18 protein-coding genes are annotated in these 18,313 nt (G+C 71.9%); 5 read left to right on the plus strand and 13 right to left on the minus strand.

The window, feature by feature from the left end; translation table 11 throughout:
- Positions 1-12: 12 nt before the first annotated feature.
- From DEI93_RS13880 to DEI93_RS13895, 4 genes are all read right to left on the minus strand, one after another.
- Entirely contained in the window at positions 13-1,389 is a 1,377-nt protein-coding gene (locus tag DEI93_RS13880) for a glycoside hydrolase 5 family protein (protein WP_111119904.1), read from the minus strand.
- On the minus strand, positions 1,389-2,210 hold the full coding sequence (locus tag DEI93_RS13885) for a carbohydrate ABC transporter permease (RefSeq protein WP_111119956.1): 822 nt from the start codon (positions 2,208-2,210) through the stop codon (positions 1,389-1,391). The genes DEI93_RS13880 and DEI93_RS13885 overlap by 1 nt, the downstream gene beginning before the upstream one ends.
- 161 nt (positions 2,211-2,371) lie before the next feature.
- The gene (locus DEI93_RS13890) at positions 2,372-3,250 is read right to left on the minus strand and encodes a carbohydrate ABC transporter permease (protein ID WP_111010462.1); all 879 of its coding nucleotides are present in this window, start codon (positions 3,248-3,250) and stop codon (positions 2,372-2,374) included.
- 28 nt (positions 3,251-3,278) lie between these two features.
- A complete protein-coding gene (locus DEI93_RS13895) occupies positions 3,279-4,592 on the minus strand; it encodes an ABC transporter substrate-binding protein (RefSeq protein WP_111119903.1) in 1,314 nt (437 codons plus the stop codon).
- Between the two features lie 215 nt (positions 4,593-4,807).
- Between DEI93_RS13895 and DEI93_RS13900 the strand changes: the two genes are divergently transcribed.
- Positions 4,808-5,881 (plus strand): LacI family DNA-binding transcriptional regulator, encoded by a 1,074-nt coding sequence (locus DEI93_RS13900; protein WP_258372252.1) that lies wholly within the window; start codon positions 4,808-4,810, stop codon positions 5,879-5,881.
- Here DEI93_RS13900 and DEI93_RS13905 read toward each other — a convergent pair.
- Positions 5,832-8,993 carry a GH92 family glycosyl hydrolase gene (locus tag DEI93_RS13905; protein ID WP_258372251.1) on the minus strand — a complete coding sequence of 1,054 codons (3,162 nt, stop codon included), beginning with the start codon at positions 8,991-8,993 and terminating at the stop codon, positions 5,832-5,834. The two genes, DEI93_RS13900 and DEI93_RS13905, sit on opposite strands and share 50 nt — an antisense overlap.
- Positions 8,994-9,134: 141 nt before the next feature.
- Positions 9,135-9,431 carry a DUF4190 domain-containing protein gene (locus DEI93_RS13910; protein ID WP_111013131.1) on the minus strand — a complete coding sequence of 99 codons (297 nt, stop codon included), beginning with the start codon at positions 9,429-9,431 and terminating at the stop codon, positions 9,135-9,137.
- Between the two features lie 179 nt (positions 9,432-9,610).
- Between DEI93_RS13910 and DEI93_RS13915 the strand changes: the two genes are divergently transcribed.
- Positions 9,611-9,874, plus strand: a complete 264-nt coding sequence (locus DEI93_RS13915) for a hypothetical protein (protein WP_146244416.1) — start codon at positions 9,611-9,613, stop codon at positions 9,872-9,874.
- 141 nt (positions 9,875-10,015) lie between these two features.
- A complete protein-coding gene (locus DEI93_RS13920; protein ID WP_111119901.1) occupies positions 10,016-10,213 on the plus strand; it encodes a hypothetical protein in 198 nt (65 codons plus the stop codon).
- A 296-nt stretch (positions 10,214-10,509) separates the two neighbouring features.
- Here the strand turns inward: DEI93_RS13920 and DEI93_RS13925 are convergent, their stop codons facing one another.
- Together DEI93_RS13925 and DEI93_RS13930 are read right to left on the minus strand one after the other, a co-directional pair.
- Positions 10,510-10,632 (minus strand): hypothetical protein, encoded by a 123-nt coding sequence (locus DEI93_RS13925; protein ID WP_258368604.1) that lies wholly within the window; start codon positions 10,630-10,632, stop codon positions 10,510-10,512.
- Positions 10,586-11,032 carry a hypothetical protein gene (locus DEI93_RS13930; protein ID WP_111119900.1) on the minus strand — a complete coding sequence of 149 codons (447 nt, stop codon included), beginning with the start codon at positions 11,030-11,032 and terminating at the stop codon, positions 10,586-10,588. Before DEI93_RS13930 ends, DEI93_RS13925 begins: the two co-directional genes overlap by 47 nt.
- A gap of 193 nt (positions 11,033-11,225) precedes the next feature.
- Between DEI93_RS13930 and DEI93_RS13935 the strand changes: the two genes are divergently transcribed.
- Both DEI93_RS13935 and DEI93_RS13940 read left to right on the plus strand, forming a co-directional pair.
- Positions 11,226-12,491 carry a kynureninase gene (locus DEI93_RS13935; protein WP_111119899.1) on the plus strand — a complete coding sequence of 422 codons (1,266 nt, stop codon included), beginning with the start codon at positions 11,226-11,228 and terminating at the stop codon, positions 12,489-12,491.
- 379 nt (positions 12,492-12,870) lie between these two features.
- Positions 12,871-13,089 carry a hypothetical protein gene (locus tag DEI93_RS13940; RefSeq protein ID WP_220035662.1) on the plus strand — a complete coding sequence of 73 codons (219 nt, stop codon included), beginning with the start codon at positions 12,871-12,873 and terminating at the stop codon, positions 13,087-13,089.
- A 347-nt stretch (positions 13,090-13,436) separates the two neighbouring features.
- On the opposite strand, the gene nadE is transcribed toward DEI93_RS13940, so the two are convergent.
- From nadE to DEI93_RS13965, 5 genes are read right to left on the minus strand one after another with little or no spacing between them, the layout of a single operon-like run.
- Positions 13,437-14,273 carry an NAD(+) synthase gene (gene nadE, locus DEI93_RS13945; protein ID WP_111013127.1) on the minus strand — a complete coding sequence of 279 codons (837 nt, stop codon included), beginning with the start codon at positions 14,271-14,273 and terminating at the stop codon, positions 13,437-13,439.
- Between the two features lie 54 nt (positions 14,274-14,327).
- Positions 14,328-15,413 (minus strand): LacI family DNA-binding transcriptional regulator, encoded by a 1,086-nt coding sequence (locus DEI93_RS13950; protein ID WP_111119898.1) that lies wholly within the window; start codon positions 15,411-15,413, stop codon positions 14,328-14,330.
- A gap of 17 nt (positions 15,414-15,430) precedes the next feature.
- Positions 15,431-16,390, minus strand: a complete 960-nt coding sequence (locus DEI93_RS13955) for a ribokinase (RefSeq protein WP_111119897.1) — start codon at positions 16,388-16,390, stop codon at positions 15,431-15,433.
- Complete coding sequence (locus tag DEI93_RS13960) at positions 16,387-17,310, minus strand: carbohydrate ABC transporter permease (protein ID WP_258368609.1); 924 nt, start codon at positions 17,308-17,310, stop codon at positions 16,387-16,389. The genes DEI93_RS13955 and DEI93_RS13960 overlap by 4 nt, the downstream gene beginning before the upstream one ends.
- Entirely contained in the window at positions 17,307-18,308 is a 1,002-nt protein-coding gene (locus DEI93_RS13965; RefSeq protein WP_258372250.1) for a carbohydrate ABC transporter permease, read from the minus strand. The genes DEI93_RS13960 and DEI93_RS13965 overlap by 4 nt, the downstream gene beginning before the upstream one ends.
- Positions 18,309-18,313 lie beyond the last annotated feature (5 nt).

Genomic DNA, 18,313 nt, shown 5'->3' on the forward strand with positions numbered 1-18,313 from the left:
CGGATGGGGTGGTCAGGGCATCGTGGCGGGGTGCGCCACCGCGGTGTGGACGGCGCGGGTGTCCGCCGGGACGTCGTGCAGCGTGCGGATGCCGCGCTCGGCCAGGAGTCCGGAGTCTCCCGCGCGCGAGCGCAGGACGACCTGCGGTCCGCGGCCGAGCGACTCGGCCAGCGCGACCCAGGCGAGCGAGAACCGGCCCCCGGGGGCGGCCGTCGCGCGGACGTCCGGGGCGCGACGGCCGTCGGGCAGGACGTCGTCGAGGACGAGCGCGTCCGTCGGCGGCGCGAGCCGCTCGAGTGCCGCGCCGGCACCGTCGCCGAACGCACGGGCGAGCTCGGCGAATCGCTCGCCGGTCGGCTTGCGGCGTCCGTCGTTCGTGAAGAGTCCGAGGTCGTACTCGAGCTCGGGGAAGTCGGCGAGCGACCGCGCGACGTCGTGCGAGCACCACCAGGTGATGCCGAACAGCTGCTGCACCTCGACGGCGTGCCGGATCGTGCCCTCGAGGAACGCCGGGGCGTCGTCGACCGGGACCACGTTCGTCGGGGCGCCGACCTCCTGGAGCCAGTTCGGTCGCTCCGCGGTCCGGTTCCACGCCGCGGCGAGCTGGAGCAGGTACTCGCCGTGCCGGACGGATCCGGCGCCGAGCGGACCGTGCACGCGGGCGGCCCCGTTGAACACCCACGAGTGCGTGACGGTCATGTCGCCGTGGTCGGCCGCGTGCTCCGGACCGAACGGCTGCGCGTCGTCGTACCAGGCGGCGTCGTACTGCGCGACCGTGACGGACGGGGCGGCCGTGCGCCGGGCCTCCCGGCCGACGCCGGACGGGAGGCCCGGAGCCGGGACCGCGTCCGGCACCGGTGGACCGAGCCCGCGCCGCGCCGCCGCGACCATCGTCGTGAGCCAGTCCCCGGCCTCCCGGTCGGTCACCGCGTGCGGCGTGGGGTGCGGGGCGTGCGCGAACTGGTTCAGCTCGTTGCCGAGCGTGACGCCGAGCAGGTTCGGCCGGCCGGCGAGCGCCGCGGACAGCGCCTGCACGTAGTCGGCGGTCGACGCGACGACGTCCGGGTCGGTGAACACGTTCCGACGATGCCAGCTCTCGAGCCACGACGGCACGAAGTCGAAGCTCGACAGGTGCCCCTGCAGCGCGTCGACGTTGACGTCGAGCCCGAACGACGCGGCGATGTCGACGACCGTCGCGACGTCGTCGAGCGCCGACGCCCGGATGAGCGTCCGGTTCGGCTGCACGAGCGGCCAGAGCGGGAACACGCGGACGTGGTCGACGCCCAGGTCGGCGATCTGCTCGAGGTCACGCGCCACCGCGGACGGCGAGAAGTCGAGCCACGAGTGGAACCAACCCTCGGCGGGCGTGTAGTTGACGCCGAAGCGCATCAGCCCTTGACCCCGCCCTCTTCGACGCCCTTGAAGAAGAAGCGCTGGAGCACCGAGAAGATCACCGCGATCGGGATGAACGCGATCATCGTGCCCGCCGCGATGAGGCGCTGGTCGTTCGAGAACGTGCCCTGCAGGTACTGGAGTCCGACGGTCAGGGTCAGCTTGTCCGGCGTCTGCAGCACGATGAGCGGCCAGAGGAAGTCGTCCCACGCGCCGATGAACGAGAAGATCGCGATGACGGCGATCGTGCCCTGCACGGCGGGCAGCGCGACGAAACGGAGGCGCTGCCACGAGTTCGCGCCGTCCATCACGGCCGCCTGGTCGATCTCCTCCGGGATCTGCCGGAACGCGTTGTACATGAGCAGCACGTTGAGCGCGGCGATCATCCCCGGCAGGGCGACGCCGACGAGCGAGTCCGCGAGCCCGAGGTCCTTGATCGTGACGAACTGCGAGACGATCGTGACCTCGCCGGGGAGCACGAGCGTCGCGAGGAACAGCCCGAGCACCACCTTCTTGCCCCGGAACTGCAGGCGGGCCACGGCGAACCCGGCGAGCGTGGCGAACACGACGTTGCCGACCACGTCGAGCGCGGCGACGACGAGCGAGTTCCCGATGTAGGTGAACACGGGGATCGCGTCGGCGACCTTGACGTAGTTGAGGAACGTCGGCTGGCTCGGTACGAACTCCGGCGTCTGCGTGTAGATGTCCTCGCCCGCGCCCTTGAGCGAGGTCGACAGCTGCCACAGGAACGGCCCGATGGTGATGAACAGCACCACCACGAGCAGCACGTAGCGGAACACCTTCTCCTTCGCGCTCATGGTGCCGAAGGTGCGGCTCCGGCGGCGGCGGCGCCCGTCCGGACCGACGCGCCGGGTCCGTCCCGTCCCTCCCGGTCGGGAGGCGCGGCTGCCGCCCGCAGCGTTCGCTGCGGTCCCGCGGTCTCCGGAGACGACCGGTTCGGACGTCGTCGTCGTGTTCGTCACTGCTCCGCCTTGTTGTTGATGCGTGCGAGGACCAGCATCGGCACGAGCGTGACGACGAAGAGCAGGATGCTCAGGGCCGACGCGTAGCCGAGGTTGCCGGTGAAGCCGCGGGCGTACTCCTGGATGAGGCTGACGAGCGACTCGTCCTGGCCGCCGGGGCCGCCCTTGCCGTTGGTGAGGACGTAGAGCTCCGAGAACACCCGCAGCGCCGAGACGCACACGAGGATCCCGACGAGCGTCATGGTGCCGCGGACGCCCGGCATGGTCACGCTCCAGAACCGGCGGACGGCGCCGGCCCCGTCGAGTGCCGCGGCCTCGTGCAGGTCCTTGCCGACGTTCCCGAGCGCCGCCAGGAAGATGATCATGTAGTAGCCGAGGCCCTTCCACACCGTCAGGCTGATCGCGCTGAAGAGCACGAGCCACCGGTCGGTGAGGAACGGGAGCGGCCCCTGGATGACGTGCAGGCTCTGGGCGACCTCGTTCACCACGCCGCGGTCGTCGAGGATCCAGGTCCAGATGAGCCCGACGACCACCGCCGACGCGATGACGGGCGTGTAGTACGCGGTCCGGAAGAACGCGATCCCGGGCAGGTTCTTCTCGACCAGGAGCGCGATGAGGAGCGGGAGGATCGTCAGCAGCGGCAGGCAGATCGCCATGTAGACGACGCTGTTGAGCAGCGCCTGCCACACCTGGGGGTCGGCGAGCAGGGTGCTGAAGTTCTTCAGCCCCACCCACGCGCTCACCCCGCCGAGCGGACTGGCGTTCGTGAACGACAGCCGCACGGTGTTGATCGACGGCCAGAAGCTGAACACGAGCAGCCACACCAGGGCCGGCGCGATCAGGATCCACGGCGTGTACCAACGGTTCGCTCGCATGGCGATCCTCCCTCTCCTGGTGGTGGCGTCAGCCGTTCGCGAGCAGGGTGTTCATCTTGGTCTGCGCGGTCTGCAGCGCCTTCATGCTCGTGGTCTGGCCCTTCATGGCGAGCGCGATCTGCTGGTCGAGGAACGTCGTCATGGAGTCGTTCGCCTCGACCGGCGTCAGGTTCTTCGCCGTCTTCAGTGCCGTGTTCGCGAGGACGCGGGCCTTGCCGTTCTCGGTGCCGTCGTCCTTCGAGAAGAACGGGTCCGACTGCGAGGACTTCGTCGACGGGAAGATGTTGACGAGCTTGGCGAAGGCCTTCTGGTTCGCGGCGTTCGTCATGAACTGCGCGAACGCGTTCGCGGTGGCGAGGTGCTTCGACTTCTGCGAGACGCTGAGGCCCTGCACGTACAGCGGCGGGGTGTCGAGCGCCGGCGAGACGACGACGTCGTTCTTGAGCGACGGGTTGTTCGTCTCGAAGTCGCTGAGCGAGGACGCGCCACCCGTGGTCCAGGCCACCTTGCCCTGCGTGAACAGGGTCGAGTTGCCGAGGTAGTCGGAGTTGAGGACCGACGACGGCATGTAGCCGTTCTGGTACGCGGTGGCGTACTGGTCGATGAGCGACGCCGCCTTCTTCGTGGCGAACGTGAACTTCGTGCCGTCGCTGTTGAGCACCTTGACACCGGCGAGGGTGAAGTCGCTCAGCGTGGGCTTGCGGCTCATCAGGTAGTCGTTCGGGCAGCGCTCGTGCATGGTCTTGGCCTGCGCGAAGAGCTGCTGCGTGGTCGCCGGCGGCTTCGACGAGTCGAGACCGCACTGGTCGAGCATCGACTTGTTCCAGAAGTCGACGTCCGTGTTGAGGTACCAGGGGTACCCGTACACGCCACCCTTCGTCTCCTTGTAGTCGTAGGCGTCGACCGAGCCCGCCGTGTAGGTGCTCCGCAGCGAGCTGTCGGCCTTGCTGACGTCCTCGAGGATCCCGCGCTTCGCCAGGGGCAGCGCGATGTCCGGGGGCAGGTTGACGACGTCCGGCAGGGTGTTCGACGACGCCTGGCTCAGGACCTTGTCGGAGTAGCCGTCGCCGGGCTGGTCGACGAGCTTGACGGTCGTGCCGGGGTGCTTCTTCTCGAACGCCGCGATCACGCCCTTGAGGTACCCCGTGAACTTGGGCGTCAGCGCCCAGGTCTGGAGCGTGATCGTGCCGGTGACGTCGCCGCCGGCGCTGCTGCCGCCGCTGTTGCTGCCCGCGGAGCAGCCGGTCAGGACGAGCGCGGCCGCCGCGGCGGTCGCCAGGCCTGCGGCGAACGTCGCTCGCCTCCGGCCGGAGGTGGGTGCTGTGGTGGTACGACGTGACATTGCGTGGACTCCCTTGTTCGCCGCAGCAACTGAAGCGGTTCAGATCCGCCATCAGTCGCGGCATCGCTACCGCTGTTGCAGGTGAGCATGAAGGACTAAAGCGCTATAGTCAAGCCGCGGCGTGTCCCCGGTCGTTCGCCGCGGCGACACCCGGTGGTCACTCGCCGGGCGCGGTGCCATTCGCCAACGGGCGCGGGTGCCGCCATGATGAGCGCGTGGACGACGAGGGGGCCGGTGCAGCGACGATGCCGCAACCGAAACGGGTGACGATCGCCGAGATCGCAGCACGGGCCGGCGTGTCCACGGGAGCGGTCTCGTTCGCACTGAACGACCGACCGGGTGTCTCGGCGGCCACCCGGTCGCGCATCCTCGAGGTCGCCCGCGAGCTCAACTGGCGTCCCCACTCGGCCGCGCGGGCCCTCGGCGGCGCCCGCGCCGGCACCATCGGGTTCGTGCTCAACCGGCCCGCGCGCACGCTCGGGACGGAGTCGTTCTTCGGCGACCTCATCTCCGGGATCCAGCTCGGCCTCGCCGGGACCCACGTCGGGATGAACCTCCTCGTCGCGCGTGACGTCGACGAGGAGCTCGAGACGTACCGCGAGTGGTGGAGCGGGCACCGCGTGGACGGCGTCGTGCTCATCGACCCGCGAGCCGACGACCCCCGCCTCGCGTTGCTCGCCGAACTCGGCCTGCCCGCCGTCGTCGTCGGCTCGCATCCATCGCCGCCGGGCACCTGGCCCACCGTGTGGATCGACGACTCGGACGCCGCGGACACCCTGTTCGGGTACCTGCACGCGCTCGGCCACACCCGCATCGCGCACGTCGCCGGGCCACCGCAGTTCGAGCACACGGCCATGCGCGCCGCGGCGCTGCAGCGATTCGCCCGGGAGGCCCGGCTCGAGTCCGCCGAGTCGTTCACCACCGACTACTCGTCGGACGCCGGCGCCGCGATCACCCGGACCCTGCTCGTCGGCCCACGCCGCCCCACGGCGATCGTCTACGACAACGACGTGCTCGCCGTCGCCGGGCTCGGTGTCGCCGCCGAGATGGGGGTCCCCGTGCCCGACGACCTGTCGATCGCGTCGTTCGACGACTCCGCCATGGCGCGGCTCGTCCGGCCCGCGCTCACGACGCTGACCCGCGACACCGTCGAGCTCGGCGAGCGTGCGGCCCGACTGCTGCTCGAGCAGGTCGAGGCCAGGAGCCCGCTGACGTCGCGCCCCGGCCCCGCCCTGACGCTCAGCGTCCGGGAGTCGACCGCGAGGCCGCGACGACCTCGAGCTGGGTGAGCCCGACCGGCCGCGACGCCGTGAACCGGATCGCACCGCGCTCGACCCCGCCCGCGATCCGGAACACCCGGGTCTGCGCGGCCCAGGCGAACTCCTCGCCGACCCGCTCGTCCGCCGTGGCGACCCGGCCGTCCGCGTCGACCCACGCCACCGTCCATCCGTACGTCCCCGGCTCGGCCACCGTGACGGTGTAGAGCGACGCGGCCGCGACGGACACCGGTACCTCGACGGGCTCCCCCGCGGCGAGCCGCACGACGCTCCGCCCGGTGTCGTCGGTGACCGGCGACGCGCCGACCGGCAGGACGTCCGAGGGCGTGTCCGCGAAGCCGTGGAGCTCGGACGCCGACACCGGGCGCGACCCGGCGGCCCACCCGAGCGGCTCGTCCGACAGCGTGAACACCACGTGCGCGCCGCGGGCGATCACCGCGTGCGGGATCGACACGGACTCCCACGGTTCACCGTCGACGGTGACGGACGCCACGTACGGGCCGCGGCACGGCCCCGCGACCTCGACGACCGTCGTCGCGTCGCCCAGGTGCAGCTCGGTCCGTCGGACGGTCGGCGGGACGAGCACGTAGGTCCCGGTCCCGGGCGCGAGCGGGTACAGCCCGATCGTGACGAACACGTACCAGGCGCTCATCTCGCCGTTGTCCTCGTCGCCCGGGTACCCCTGGCCGAGGTCCGATCCGACGAACAGGCGCGTGACGCACTCGCGGAGCGTCGCGTGCGCGTCGTCGTGTCGGCCGGCCCACATCGGTGCGAACGGGATGTGGTGCGCCGGCTGGTTCGACAGACCGAGCATCCCCATGCGGACGTCCCGCGCCTCGGTCATCTCGTGGATCGCGAACCCGTACGAGCCGGAACGGTCCGTCGCACCGGTCTCGCGGGCGGCGTGGAACCGGGCCATCGCGGCGAGGAGCCCCTCCGGCCCGCCGTGCAGGGCCATGACACCGGCCCCGTCGTGCGGGGCGGTGACCATCGTGCCCCACGCGTTCGTCTCGGTGTAGTCCGTCCCCCACTCCGCCGGGTCGAACGCCTCGCCCTCGACCCGCCAGTCCCCGTCGGGACGACGGCCGACGAAGAACCCGAGCCCCGGGTGGAACACGTTCCGGTACTGCAGGGACCGCCGGGCGAACCACTCGGCCTCGGCGTCGAGTCGTTCCGCCTCCGACGAACCGGGCACGGCGTGGTCGGCGAGCAGCCGCGCCATGACCGCGAGCCCCCAGTCGTTGATCGCCGCGTCGAGGGTCCACGACATCCCCTCGTGCGTGTCGGTGTCGACGTACCCGCGGAACGCGCCCGGGAGGATCCCCTTGCGTCCCACACGCGGGTCCGGTGACGGCACGGTCGCGTTGCGCACCGCGCTCCGGTACGCCGTCGCGAGGTCGAACCCCGGGACGCCCTTGGCCGCGAGGTCCGCGAACACGGTGTCACTCGTCGTGCCGGTCATGACGTCCTCGGCACCGGGGGCGCTCCAGCGGGGCGTCCAGCCGCCGTCGCGGTGGTGCTGCACGAAGCCCTCGGCGAGCGCCCCGGTCCGCTCGGGTGTGAGGAGCGCGAGCAGCGGCCACGCCGTGCGGTAGGTGTCCCAGAACCCGTTCGTCGTCGTGAACGGCCCCGACCCGACCTCGGGCCCGGGCTCGTCGCGGACGGGGGTGTCGAGGACCGCGCCGTAGGGCGAGCGGTAGCGGGGCTCGCCGGTCAGCGCGGTCTCCCCGGCGGTGTTCGGGTACAGGAACAGCCGGTACAGGCCCGAGTACAGCGACACGAGCTGGTCCTCGGAGGCGCCCTCGAACGACATCGTGGCGAGCGCCGCCGACCACCGCCGCTCGGCCTCGGCGCACATGGCGTCGACGTCGCCCGCAGCGCGCAGGTTCGCGGCCGCGTCCTCCGCCGACACCGTCGAGATCCCGAGGAGCACGTCGACCGGCGCCGTCCCGTCGACGACGAACCAGCCGCCGAGCCGGCCGTCCTCGACCGTCGTCCGGTCCGCCACCACGCCGTGGACGCGGAGGTGCACGTGGTGCGGCGGCGTCTGCGGCCGGTCGTCGAGGAGCGCGTCGACGACCCCGACGCCGTCCTCGACCCGCACGGACGCCGAGCGGACGACGCCGTGGTGGTCCAGCACCACCGATGCACGCTCCCCCGGGAAGGTGAACCGGAACCCGAGCGCGAACTCCCCCGCCGTCATCTCCGCGGTCACCCCGCCGTCGAACGCGACCCGGTAGCGGTGCGGGCCCGCGACCTCGTCCGCGCGGTCGAACGTCAGCGCGCGCGCCGCGCGGTCGGTGTCCGGCTCGACGAACGGGCTCGGCATGATCTGGAACACACCGCGGTCACCCATCCACGGCGAGGGGATGTGGGACGTGGCGAACGCCTGGAGCGCCGGCCGGCCGTCGCCGTCGACGTGCTCGTGGTACGCGTACGGCCAGCGAGGATCGGACGCGTCGGTCATGGGCAGCCCGAACACGCCGCCGTGCGGGACCGCCACGAGCGGCGCCGTGTTCCCGCGCGAGAACCGCGACGACGCGTGCGTCCCGCGGGTCGTCACGACGTGGTCGAGCGGCCGGGAGGCCCGGGGCGGCGCCGTCTCGATCCGCACGTCGTCGAGCCAGCCCCGTAGTGGTGCCGCCGCGCCGTCGGCGGCGACCCGGTCGGCGCGGCCGAGCCGCGCCTCCAGACGGTCCACCGTGCGCCCGGCGAACGGCGTCAGGTCGACGGTCCGGCGGTTCCACTGGTCCACCCAGAGCATGCGCGCGTCGTCCTGCGCCTCCGGCGTCATCGGGACCGCGTACTGGTCGCGCGCCGACGCGGAGGCACGGCTGCCGTCCGTGAACACGACGTCGAGCGCGAACGCGGTCGCGTCCCAGAACCCGTCGAGGTCGGCCTCGGTCGGCTCGGCGCGACCGGCCGGCAGCACCCGCTCCGGGAACCACACCCACGTGAGCCGGGCGCCCGCGGCCACCGGCCGCTCGGCCACGAACGGGACCTCGGCGACCGCCTGGTCGCGGCCGTGTCGCTCCACCAGGTACGCCTCGGCGGAGGAGAACCCGACCCCGTTCCGCGCCGCCACCGCCGTCGTCGGACCGCTGCTCCGCACCAGTGCTCGCATCGGGCCAGCCTACGAGCCCGGGCACGGCCCGTCCGCGGCCACCGCCGACCACCATCCCCGCGAGCGACGTGACGATGCGGAACGTCTGCTCGCGGAGCGGTGACCGGCGCCGTGTCATGGGAGTGAGGCTCCGACGCGGGGTCAGTGGTTGACGAAGAAGAAGTAGTGCTGCAGGCCGAAGACGAGCGCGAGGATGCCCCACACGACGCCGATGACGCCGAGGACGATGCCCGCGATCGCCTGGCCGTGACCGCGCTCCCCCTTGGCCGGCGAGCGACGCAGGCCGACGACGCCGAGGACCAGGGCGACGAGGCTGAGGACGCCCCAGAAGCTGATGACGAGGCCGACGATGCCGATGACGAGTGCGGAGATGGCGACGCCGTTGCGCCGTCCGGAGTCTGCGGTGCCGTACCGCTCGGGCTGGGTGTTGGTGACCATGGGATCGGGCTCCTCGGTGTCGTGGTCGGTTGGATGACCTGAGGAAAGCACCGGTTGGAGCGCAGCGTTCCTGGTTCTCAGCGAACGGGGTACAGCGAGGGGGACTTCGCCAGCCAACGGGGGACGTTCCGACCGGCGCGAGCACCACGGCGTTACCGTCACGTGCGGGGGTGGTGCGCGTGCCCGAACAGACACCGACCGACCAGGGCGAGTCCGTGCTCGCGATCCGCGAGGGCCGCTTCGGCGGACCGCCCGTGGACCATCACCGCGCGCTCGTTCGGTCCGTCCTCTGGTTCCTCGCGGCCGCGGCGGCCGTGCTCGTCGTGGGCCTGGCCGTGGAGCGACCGTTCGACCCCAGGACGTTCGCCGCCGCTGGCATGGCCGGTTCCGTCGCCGGCGTGCTCGCCTGCGCCTTCGCGGCACGCGGGAAGCCGGGCGGGTGAGTCCCGACCGTCACACCCGAGCAGCGCGTCCGCGACCGGCGCGTCCGGCGCGCGATCCGGCGCGACGATCCGCGGGAGCTGAGCGAGGAGGAGTACAGCGAGGCCCTCCGGCGCGCGCCCTACATCGCGGCGCGCGCAGCGGTGCAGTCGGGCCAGGTCGGCTGGTACGCGCTCGCGCTCGTCGTCCAGTCGTCCAACCTCCACACGCAGCACGGGCCGCTCGTCCCCGTCCCGGTCCTCGTCCTGCTCGCGATCGCCGCGCTCGTCACCGGGGCGATCGGTCTCGTCGGCCTGCGCCGCTCGTTCGCGTTCGCGCGCCGGCCCGTCCCGCCGAGCTGATCTGCCCCGGCGGTCCTCGTGCCTCTTCCGAGCGGGACTCCAAGCCCGTGCAGGACGCGACGGCCTCGACTCCGCAGGCGGTGACGGCCCTCGGCGCCGCCGCTCCGTGGTACACAACGGGGTCCCTCGGCGCCGGCGCGACCTCCGTGCTGTCGGTCTCCGCGATCACCCGCGCACGGCACCAGACCCGCAGCGAGTGGGGCGATCGAGATCGGGGACGGCTCCGGCCACCCCTGACGGACACAGGCCCGGGCGGTCGGCTCCTCGCCGGCCGCCCGGGCCCGTGCTCGCGCGGATCAGCGTCGCGCGATCGGCTCCTCGCCGTGGTTGATGAGGCCGAGCCACGCGCCGAACCGGCGTCCGCTCACGACCTCACGCTCGTCGGTCTGCTGCTGTGGGTCCACCACGGGTCGCTGCATCGGTGCTCCTGTCGTTCCTGACGAGGTACAACCGGACCGGGCGATGCGCATTCCCGCGCAGCGTGATCCGGCGACGCATGAGTTCGCCGTAGGGCACGGGGAGCGTCTGTCGCACCCCGCCGAGCAGCACCATCGTGCCGTCGACGCGGACCACGTCGAAGCCCGCCATCGTGAGGTCCGCGGTCGGTGTCGGCCCGAGCGCGTCGATCACGACGTCGGCGTCACCCTCGACCGTCGCGGCGATCGCCGACACGTCCGCAGCGCGGTCGCCGACGGACCGGACGGTCCGCACGCGCGGGTCGAGTGCGGCGAGCCGCTCGAGACTGGAGGCGTTGCGCCCAACCAGGCCGGCGTCAAACGGGTCCGCACACGGTCGGGGCGTGTCCAGCACCTGGCGCACGCGTCGTTCCTGGCGCCCGACCAGCCCGAGCAGACGCTGACCATCTACCGGCAGATCTGACGCTCGGGCCGCTGCGACCGCACATCGGCGTCGGCCGGACGGCCCAGGGACGGAGCGCGGCCCCGCACGACGCCGTACGCTGGCTGTCCGGCGCTCGGGTCCTGACCGCCGACCGCATCGAGGAGTCCCTGACATGACCGACCAGACGTCCGTCGACGACGACCGGGTCGGCAGCGATGCTCCACGGGCGACCACACCCGATTCGCTCGAACTCGACCGCACCGACCCGCTCGCCGAACACGTCGCCGCGTTCGTCCCGAGCACCGAGGTCCGTGCGTACCTCGACGGCAACTCCCTCGGGCGGCCGCTCCTCGCCACCGCCGAGCGGCTGCAGCGGTTCGTGACGCACGACTGGGGCAGCCGCCTCATCCGCTCGTGGGACGAGCAGTGGATGACGCTCCCGCTCGAGCTCGGCGACCGGATCGGTGCCGTCTGCCTCGGCGCCGCGGCGGGGCAGACCGTCGTCGCGGACTCCACGACGGTGCTCCTGTACAAGACGATCCGCGCCGCCGTGGCCGCGCGGCCGGACCGCACCGAGATCGTCATCGACGACGACGACTTCCCGACCGACCGCTTCGTCGTCGAGGGCATCGCCGCCGAGTGCGGGCTCTCGGTGCGGTGGATCGCTGCCGACCCGGTCACCGGTGTGGCGGTCGAGCAGGTCGAGGAGGCCGTGTCCACGTCGACCGCGGTGGTCGTGCTGAGCCACGTCGCTTACCGCTCGGGCGTCATCGCCGACGTGCCCGGCATCACCGCGGCGGCACACGCGGTGGGCGCGCTCGTCCTCTGGGACCTGTGCCACTCGGCCGGCGTCGTGCCGACGTCGCTCGACGCGTGGGACGTCGACCTCGCCGTCGGCTGCACCTACAAGTTCCTCAACGGCGGCCCTGGCTCCCCCGCGTTCGCCTACGCCGCCGAGCGGCTGCAGGCCGACCTGCGGCAGCCGATCCAGGGGTGGATGGGCGCCGCCGACGTGTTCAGCATGGCCGACGGCTACACGCCCTCGCCGGGGATGCGCCGGCTCGTCAGCGGGACGCCGCCCGTCGTCGGCATGCTCGCGATGCAGGACATGCTCGACCTCCTCGAGCGGGTCGGCATCGACGCGGTCCGCGCGAAGTCCGTCGCGCTCACCGAACACGCGATCGCGCTCGTCGACGACCTGCTCGCCCCGTTCGGCGTCGTCGTCTCGAGCCCCCGCGACGCCGACGTCCGCGGCAGCCACGTGACGATCACGCACCCGGCGTTCCGCGAGGTGACCGCGGCGCTCTGGGCGCAGGACGTCATCCCCGACCACCGGAACCCGAACGGCATCCGGCTCGGGCTCTCACCCCTGTCGACCACGTTCGCGGAGGTCCGACTGGCCGTCGAGGCGATCCGCGCGGAGCTCGCCGGGCGGTAGGAGCGCGCACGCCGCGTCGTTCCCGGTACGGTCAGCCCCGGGGGCGTGTCATGGCGGGACAGACCGCGGACGACGACCGGTCGACCCCGGCCGCGCGCATCGGGTCGTCAGCACACATCGACTCGTCGCTCGCGATCCACGAGGGCCGTTGCTGCGGACCGCCCGTCGACCACCGCCGGGCGATCCCTTGATCGGTCCTCTGGTTCCTCGGTGCCGCGGGCACCATGCTCCTCGTGTGTCTGCTCGTCGAGCACCATCGGCTCCATCGCTCGTTCGCTCTCGCGCGCCGGGCCGTTCCGGCCTCCTGACCGGTGCCGCTCGGACGACCGCGTCCCGCTCCACGCCGTCGAGTTCTGCGGCGTCCCAGTACGCTGCCGACGTGATCCCTGCGGGCTGGACGATCAACCACTTCTCCCTGAGCAATCCCGAGGGGAAGGGGCAGGGCAGCGTCCCGGCGTTGCTTCGTCGGCTCGCCGACGCCATCGACGGCCTCGGTGACGTCGACGTGCAGGACGTCACCTTCAGCAGCAAGGTGACCGACGGCGAGGATGACCTCACCATGACGGTCTACTACCACCGGGAGCCGCGGCGACGGTAGGGCACCGTTCATCGAAGGACGACGGACGGACATCGCGACGCAGCCGGGCCGGAGCGGGGATCTGAACTGCGCGTCCCTTGCTCGAAGGCCCCGGTCCCTCGCGGAGGGCCGGAGTCGCATCGGCGGCGCAGCGCTATCGCCCGCGCGAGCGGACGAAGAGCACGGCGGCGATGGCCAAAACCACGATGATCCCCGCGACGAACAGCCATGGAGGAACGCCCGCGCCGTGCTGAGGACTCACCGGCGCAGCCGCGAGGCTCACTGCTCTCACTCGATCGACCACCGGCATGTCCCCTCCTGTTCCCGACACGGTTCGTCGTGCGCGGCCTGACCAGCTCTGACGCGCCCTACGGACGCGGGCTGGCGCCGCCCCACCAGGTGTCGAACGGCGTCGCGGGCACGCGGCGCTTGTGCTCGGTGGCCCGGTAGCGGGTCTCGATCGCCTCGGCGACCTCCTCGGGCACGTCGTGCCCCTGCAGGTACGCGTCGATCTCGGCGTAGCTGAGGCCGAGGTTCGCCTCGTCGGTCTGACCGGGCAGGTCGTCGAGCAGGTCGGCCGTGGGCGCCTTCTCGTAGAGCCGCGCCGGCGCGCCGAGGTGCTCGAGGAGCTGACGGCCCTGGCTCTTCGTCAGGCCGGTCAGCGGGGTGATGTCGACGCCGCCGTCCCCGTACTTCGTGAAGAAGCCGGTCACGGCCTCCGCGGCGTGGTCGGTGCCGACGACGAGCAGACCGCGCTGCCCGGCGACCGCGTACTGCGCGACCATCCGCATACGGGCCTTGACGTTGCCCTTGACGAAGTCGCTCAGGGCGGTGCCCGACTCGGCGACGTCCTGGACGACGCCGTCGACCCCGTGCTCGATGTTCACGGTGATGCCCGGGTCGGCGGCGATGAAGCGGAGCGCGAGCTGCGCGTCGTCCTCGTCGGCCTGCACGCGGTACGGCATGCGCACCGTGGTGAACTCGGCCGGATGCCCCTCGGCCCGGAGCGACTCGACGGCGAGCTGGCACAGACGCCCGGCGAGCGAGGAGTCCTGACCGCCGCTGATCGCGAGCACGAAGCCCTTGGCGCCGGTGGCGAGCAGGTAGTCCCGGAGGAAGGCGACACGGCGCGCCACCTCCTGCTCCGGGTCGATGACCGGCTGGACGTCGAGGTCGGCGGCGATGGCCGCTTGGAGTTCACGCACGGAACCAGTATCCCGCCGTCGGCGCCGCCGGCACGAAAGCCGAGTCGAACCGCGTCACCTGCTCGTCGGTCTCCCAGTCGTCGTCGTCCCGTGGTCCACGGCCGACGGGGCGAGGAGCTCGCACCCGCAGCTCCGGGCGACGACGAGGTTCCCACGGAGCCGACTGCGCGCTGCCGGAGCCGTCGGGTCCGCGATGCCTGCGATGAGCTGCCGGGCGGCGAGTTCCGCGATCAGCTCAACGTCCTGCCGCACCGTCGACAGCGGCGGCACGGTGTACGGGGCGATCCGCGTGCCTCCCACTGCGACGACGGCGACGTCCTCGGGGACGCGGAGCCCGAGCTCCGCACAGGCGGAGATGACGCCGACCGCCTGGGCGTCGTTCGTGGCGAAGACGGCGGTGGGGCCGCGGCCGTGGACGACCCAGGGACGACCGTGACTGCTCAGGAGCTGCATGGCGGCCGAGTACCCACCCTCCTCCGAGATCTCCCCGTAGGCGAGCAGTTCCGGTCCGGAGGGCAGTCCCTCGCTCCCGGTCGCGGTGCGCCACCCGGCGATGCGCTCCGCCTCGCTGGTGAGCCGCGGCGTCCCGGCGATGCAGGCGACCAGCATGTGCCCGTGCTGCAGGACCAGGTGCCCGACGGCGGTCGCGGCGTCCAACGCGTCCTGGGCGCTCACGGTCGACCAGCCCGGATGGGTCCCCGCTCCGTCGAGACTCACCACGGGGCGATCGGCCTGCCACGTCGGGGTGCTGGCGAGCGAGACCCCGGGGGCGAACACGAGGCCGTCGACGTTGCGGTCGATGAACGACTGCAGGTACCGCTCCTCACGTGCCCGGTCGAAGTACGTGTTGCCGGTGAGCACGAGGTAGCCCCGAGCGCTGAACTGCCGCTCCACCGACTCCCCGAGTTCCGCCATGAACGGATCGCGGGGGTTCGGCGTGAGGTACCCGATCGACCGGGTGCTGCCGTTGCGGAGCGACGACGCGATGGCGTTCGGTCGGTACCCGAGGTCGGCGATCGCCGCCTCGACCCGCTCGCGGGTGGTGGCGGAGACGGGGCGCGGCCCGTTGTTGATGACGTAGCTCACGACGGCGGGCGAGACCCCCGCAGCCCGAGCGACGTCCGACCGTGTCACTGGCATGGGTCGATCTTCCCGCGTCAGCTGATCGGTCCGGTGACGGCCCTCTCCGTCGTGAGGTCGGCGAGCGTCGGGTACGAGGACTGCGCCCCCGGCGTGCGGACCGCGAACGTCCCGGCGGCCACACCGATCGCGGTCGCCTCGCCGAGCCCGCCGCCGCGCGCGAGCGTCGCCGCGAGTGCACCGACGAACGCGTCGCCGGCGCCGGTCGTGTCGACGACCCGGTCCGGTGGCGTGGCGGGGAGGTGCCCCTCGCCTCCCGAGTCGGCCCAGCAGGCGCCCTGCGCGCCGAGGGTGATGACCACCGAACGGGCGGTACCGAGCAGGGTGCGGACCGCCGCAGCGGCCTGCTCCGGATCCGCGATGGGCCGCCCGACGAGCGCGGTCGCCTCGGACTCGTTGAGCACCAGTGGGTCGCAGACCGCGAGCAGGTCGTCCGGGAGGCGCTGGTACGGAGCGAGGTTCAGCACGCACCGCGCTCCCGCCTCCGCCCCCGCCCGGAGCGCCGTCGCGATGATCTGCGGTCGGAGCTCCGCCTGCACGACGACGATCGCCCGCTCGGCCTCCGCCGCGAGGCGTCGCACCGTCCGGTCGACGCGGCTCGCGGTGAGCGCGAAGTTCGTGCCGGGCACCACCGTGATCGCGTTCTCGCCGGAGTCGTACACCGACACGAGCGCGAGTCCCGTCCGACCGCGGTCGATGATCTCGACCTCCGAGGTGTCGACGCCCTCGCTCCGCAGGCCACGGAGGAGGTCGGTGCCGTCCGGGTCGTCACCGACGCTGGCGACGAAGCTCACGTCGCCGTTGAGCCGTGCTGCGGCGACGGCCTGGTTCGCTCCCTTGCCACCGGGCTGTCGCAGGAGGTCCTGGGCGAGGACCGTCTCCCCCGGCGCAGGCGGAGCGGTCACCCGCACGATGTAGTCCTGGTTGGCCGAGCCGACGACGATGATGTGCGCGGATCCCGGCGCTTCCGTGCTCACTTCTCACCACTTCCGATCGACAGCCGGCCGAAGAACCGCTGCAGGATGAAGAGACTGATCGCCGGCACGAGCGACAGCAGGACGGCACCCGCGAAGTTCTCGCCGTAGTTCGCGCTGTGCTCCCCGAACGTCGACGCGAGCGCCACCGGCGCGAGCTGCTTCGAGTCGTCGGTGACGACCAGCAGCGGCCACAGGTACGAGGTCCACTGCGCGAGGAAGATGAGCAGGGCGGAGTTCGTCAGCGCCGGACCGGACATCCGGAGGTACAACGAGAAGAGGATCTTCGGCTCGCTCGCGCCGTCGAGCATGGCGGCTTCTCGGTAGGAAACCGGGATGCCGAGGAACGCCTGCCGGAGGTTGAAGATGGCCAGGCCGTTCCCGATCCCGGGCAGGATCAGACCGATGAGGCTGTTGCCGAGCCCCCAGTCCGTGAACTGCTGCGCCAGCGGGATGGCGATCGCCTCGAAGGGGACCATGAAGCTGATCACGATGACGGCGAAGACGACGTTCCGTCCGCGGAACCGGTACACGGCGAGCGGGTACGCGGCGGCCGCGGACACGAGGATCCCGACGACGACGGACGCGATGCACACGATCGCCGAGTTGAGGAGCGCCGTGCCGAAGCCGTCGTGGACGAGCAGCCCGACGTAGTTCTGCACCGTCACCCGCGAGGGGACGAACAGGCGCCAGGTCAACGGCGACATGGTCGTGAGCACGTCCATGTTCGGCCGGAAGGACCCGATGAGGATCCACAGCGCCGGGAGCATGAAGACGGCGCTGACGACGATCGCGACGACCGTCAGCACGAAGCGGGTCGTCGACCACCGCCGCCGACGGGGTGCTCCGGGTGACGCGACGTCGTCGCTCACGGTCGACGCGACCGCGGCCGGGAGGCCCACCATGCCGCTGTCGGCCGTCATGCGTCCTCTCCGTCCTCGCGGAGCAGCCGGAACTGCAGGACGACGAACACCAGCATGATCACGGTCAGCACGATCACCTCGGCCGAGCCGAGGTTCTGGCTGCCGTACCCGTAGGTGGTCCGGTACGCGTCGAACATGAGCAGCGTGGTGCTGTCCTGCGGTCCACCGTTCGTCAGCAGCTGCACGGGGACGAACAGCACGAAGTTCGCGACCGTGTCGGCGACGAGCACGAACAGCAGCTGTCGACGGAGCATCGGCAGGGTGATCCGCAGGAACGTCCGGACGGGACCGGCGCGGTCGAGCTTGGCCGCTTCGTAGAGCTCGCCCGGGATCGCCTGGATGCCGGACACCAGGAACATCATCCAGTAGCCGATGCCGATCCAGGACGCGACGATGATGATGCAGGCCAGCGCCTGCCGCGGCGAGGTGAGGAACGGCTGCGTGCCGCCGCCGATCGCGGTGATCGCAGCGTTGATCGGCCCCTGCGGGTTGAACGCCGCGCCCCAGGCGATGCAGGAGCCGACGATCGGGATCGTCACCGGCACGACGAGGAGTGTCCGCCAGAGCCCGACGAGCGGGATCCGCTGCGTGAGGAGCACGGCGACGAGGAGCGCGACCACGATCTGCAGCGGGTTGATGACGACGTTGAACAGGAGCGTGCGGCCGACCGTCGCCAGGAAGGCCGGATCGCCGAACAGCGACTCGTAGTTGCCGAGTCCGGTGAAGGTCGGGGGGATGAGGCCGCCCGGGAACGCCTTGAGCAGGCTGGACCCGACGGCGTCGATCGTCGGGGCGACCCGCAGGACGGCGAGGGCGATGACCGCGGGGGCGAGGAATACGATGCCCCAGACGAGCTCGCGTCGTGCGCCCGCGCGGCCGGTGCGGCGCCGAACCGGGACGGGCGTGCCGAAGCGGTTGCGGACCTCCCGGGGTGCGGTCCGGGGACCGGGGCGGCGCGCGCGGGCCGCCCCGGTCGTGGTGTCGGTGGTCGAGATCACGGGCG

The organism is Curtobacterium sp. MCBD17_035 (genome assembly GCF_003234815.2).
Taxonomy (GTDB): domain Bacteria; phylum Actinomycetota; class Actinomycetes; order Actinomycetales; family Microbacteriaceae; genus Curtobacterium.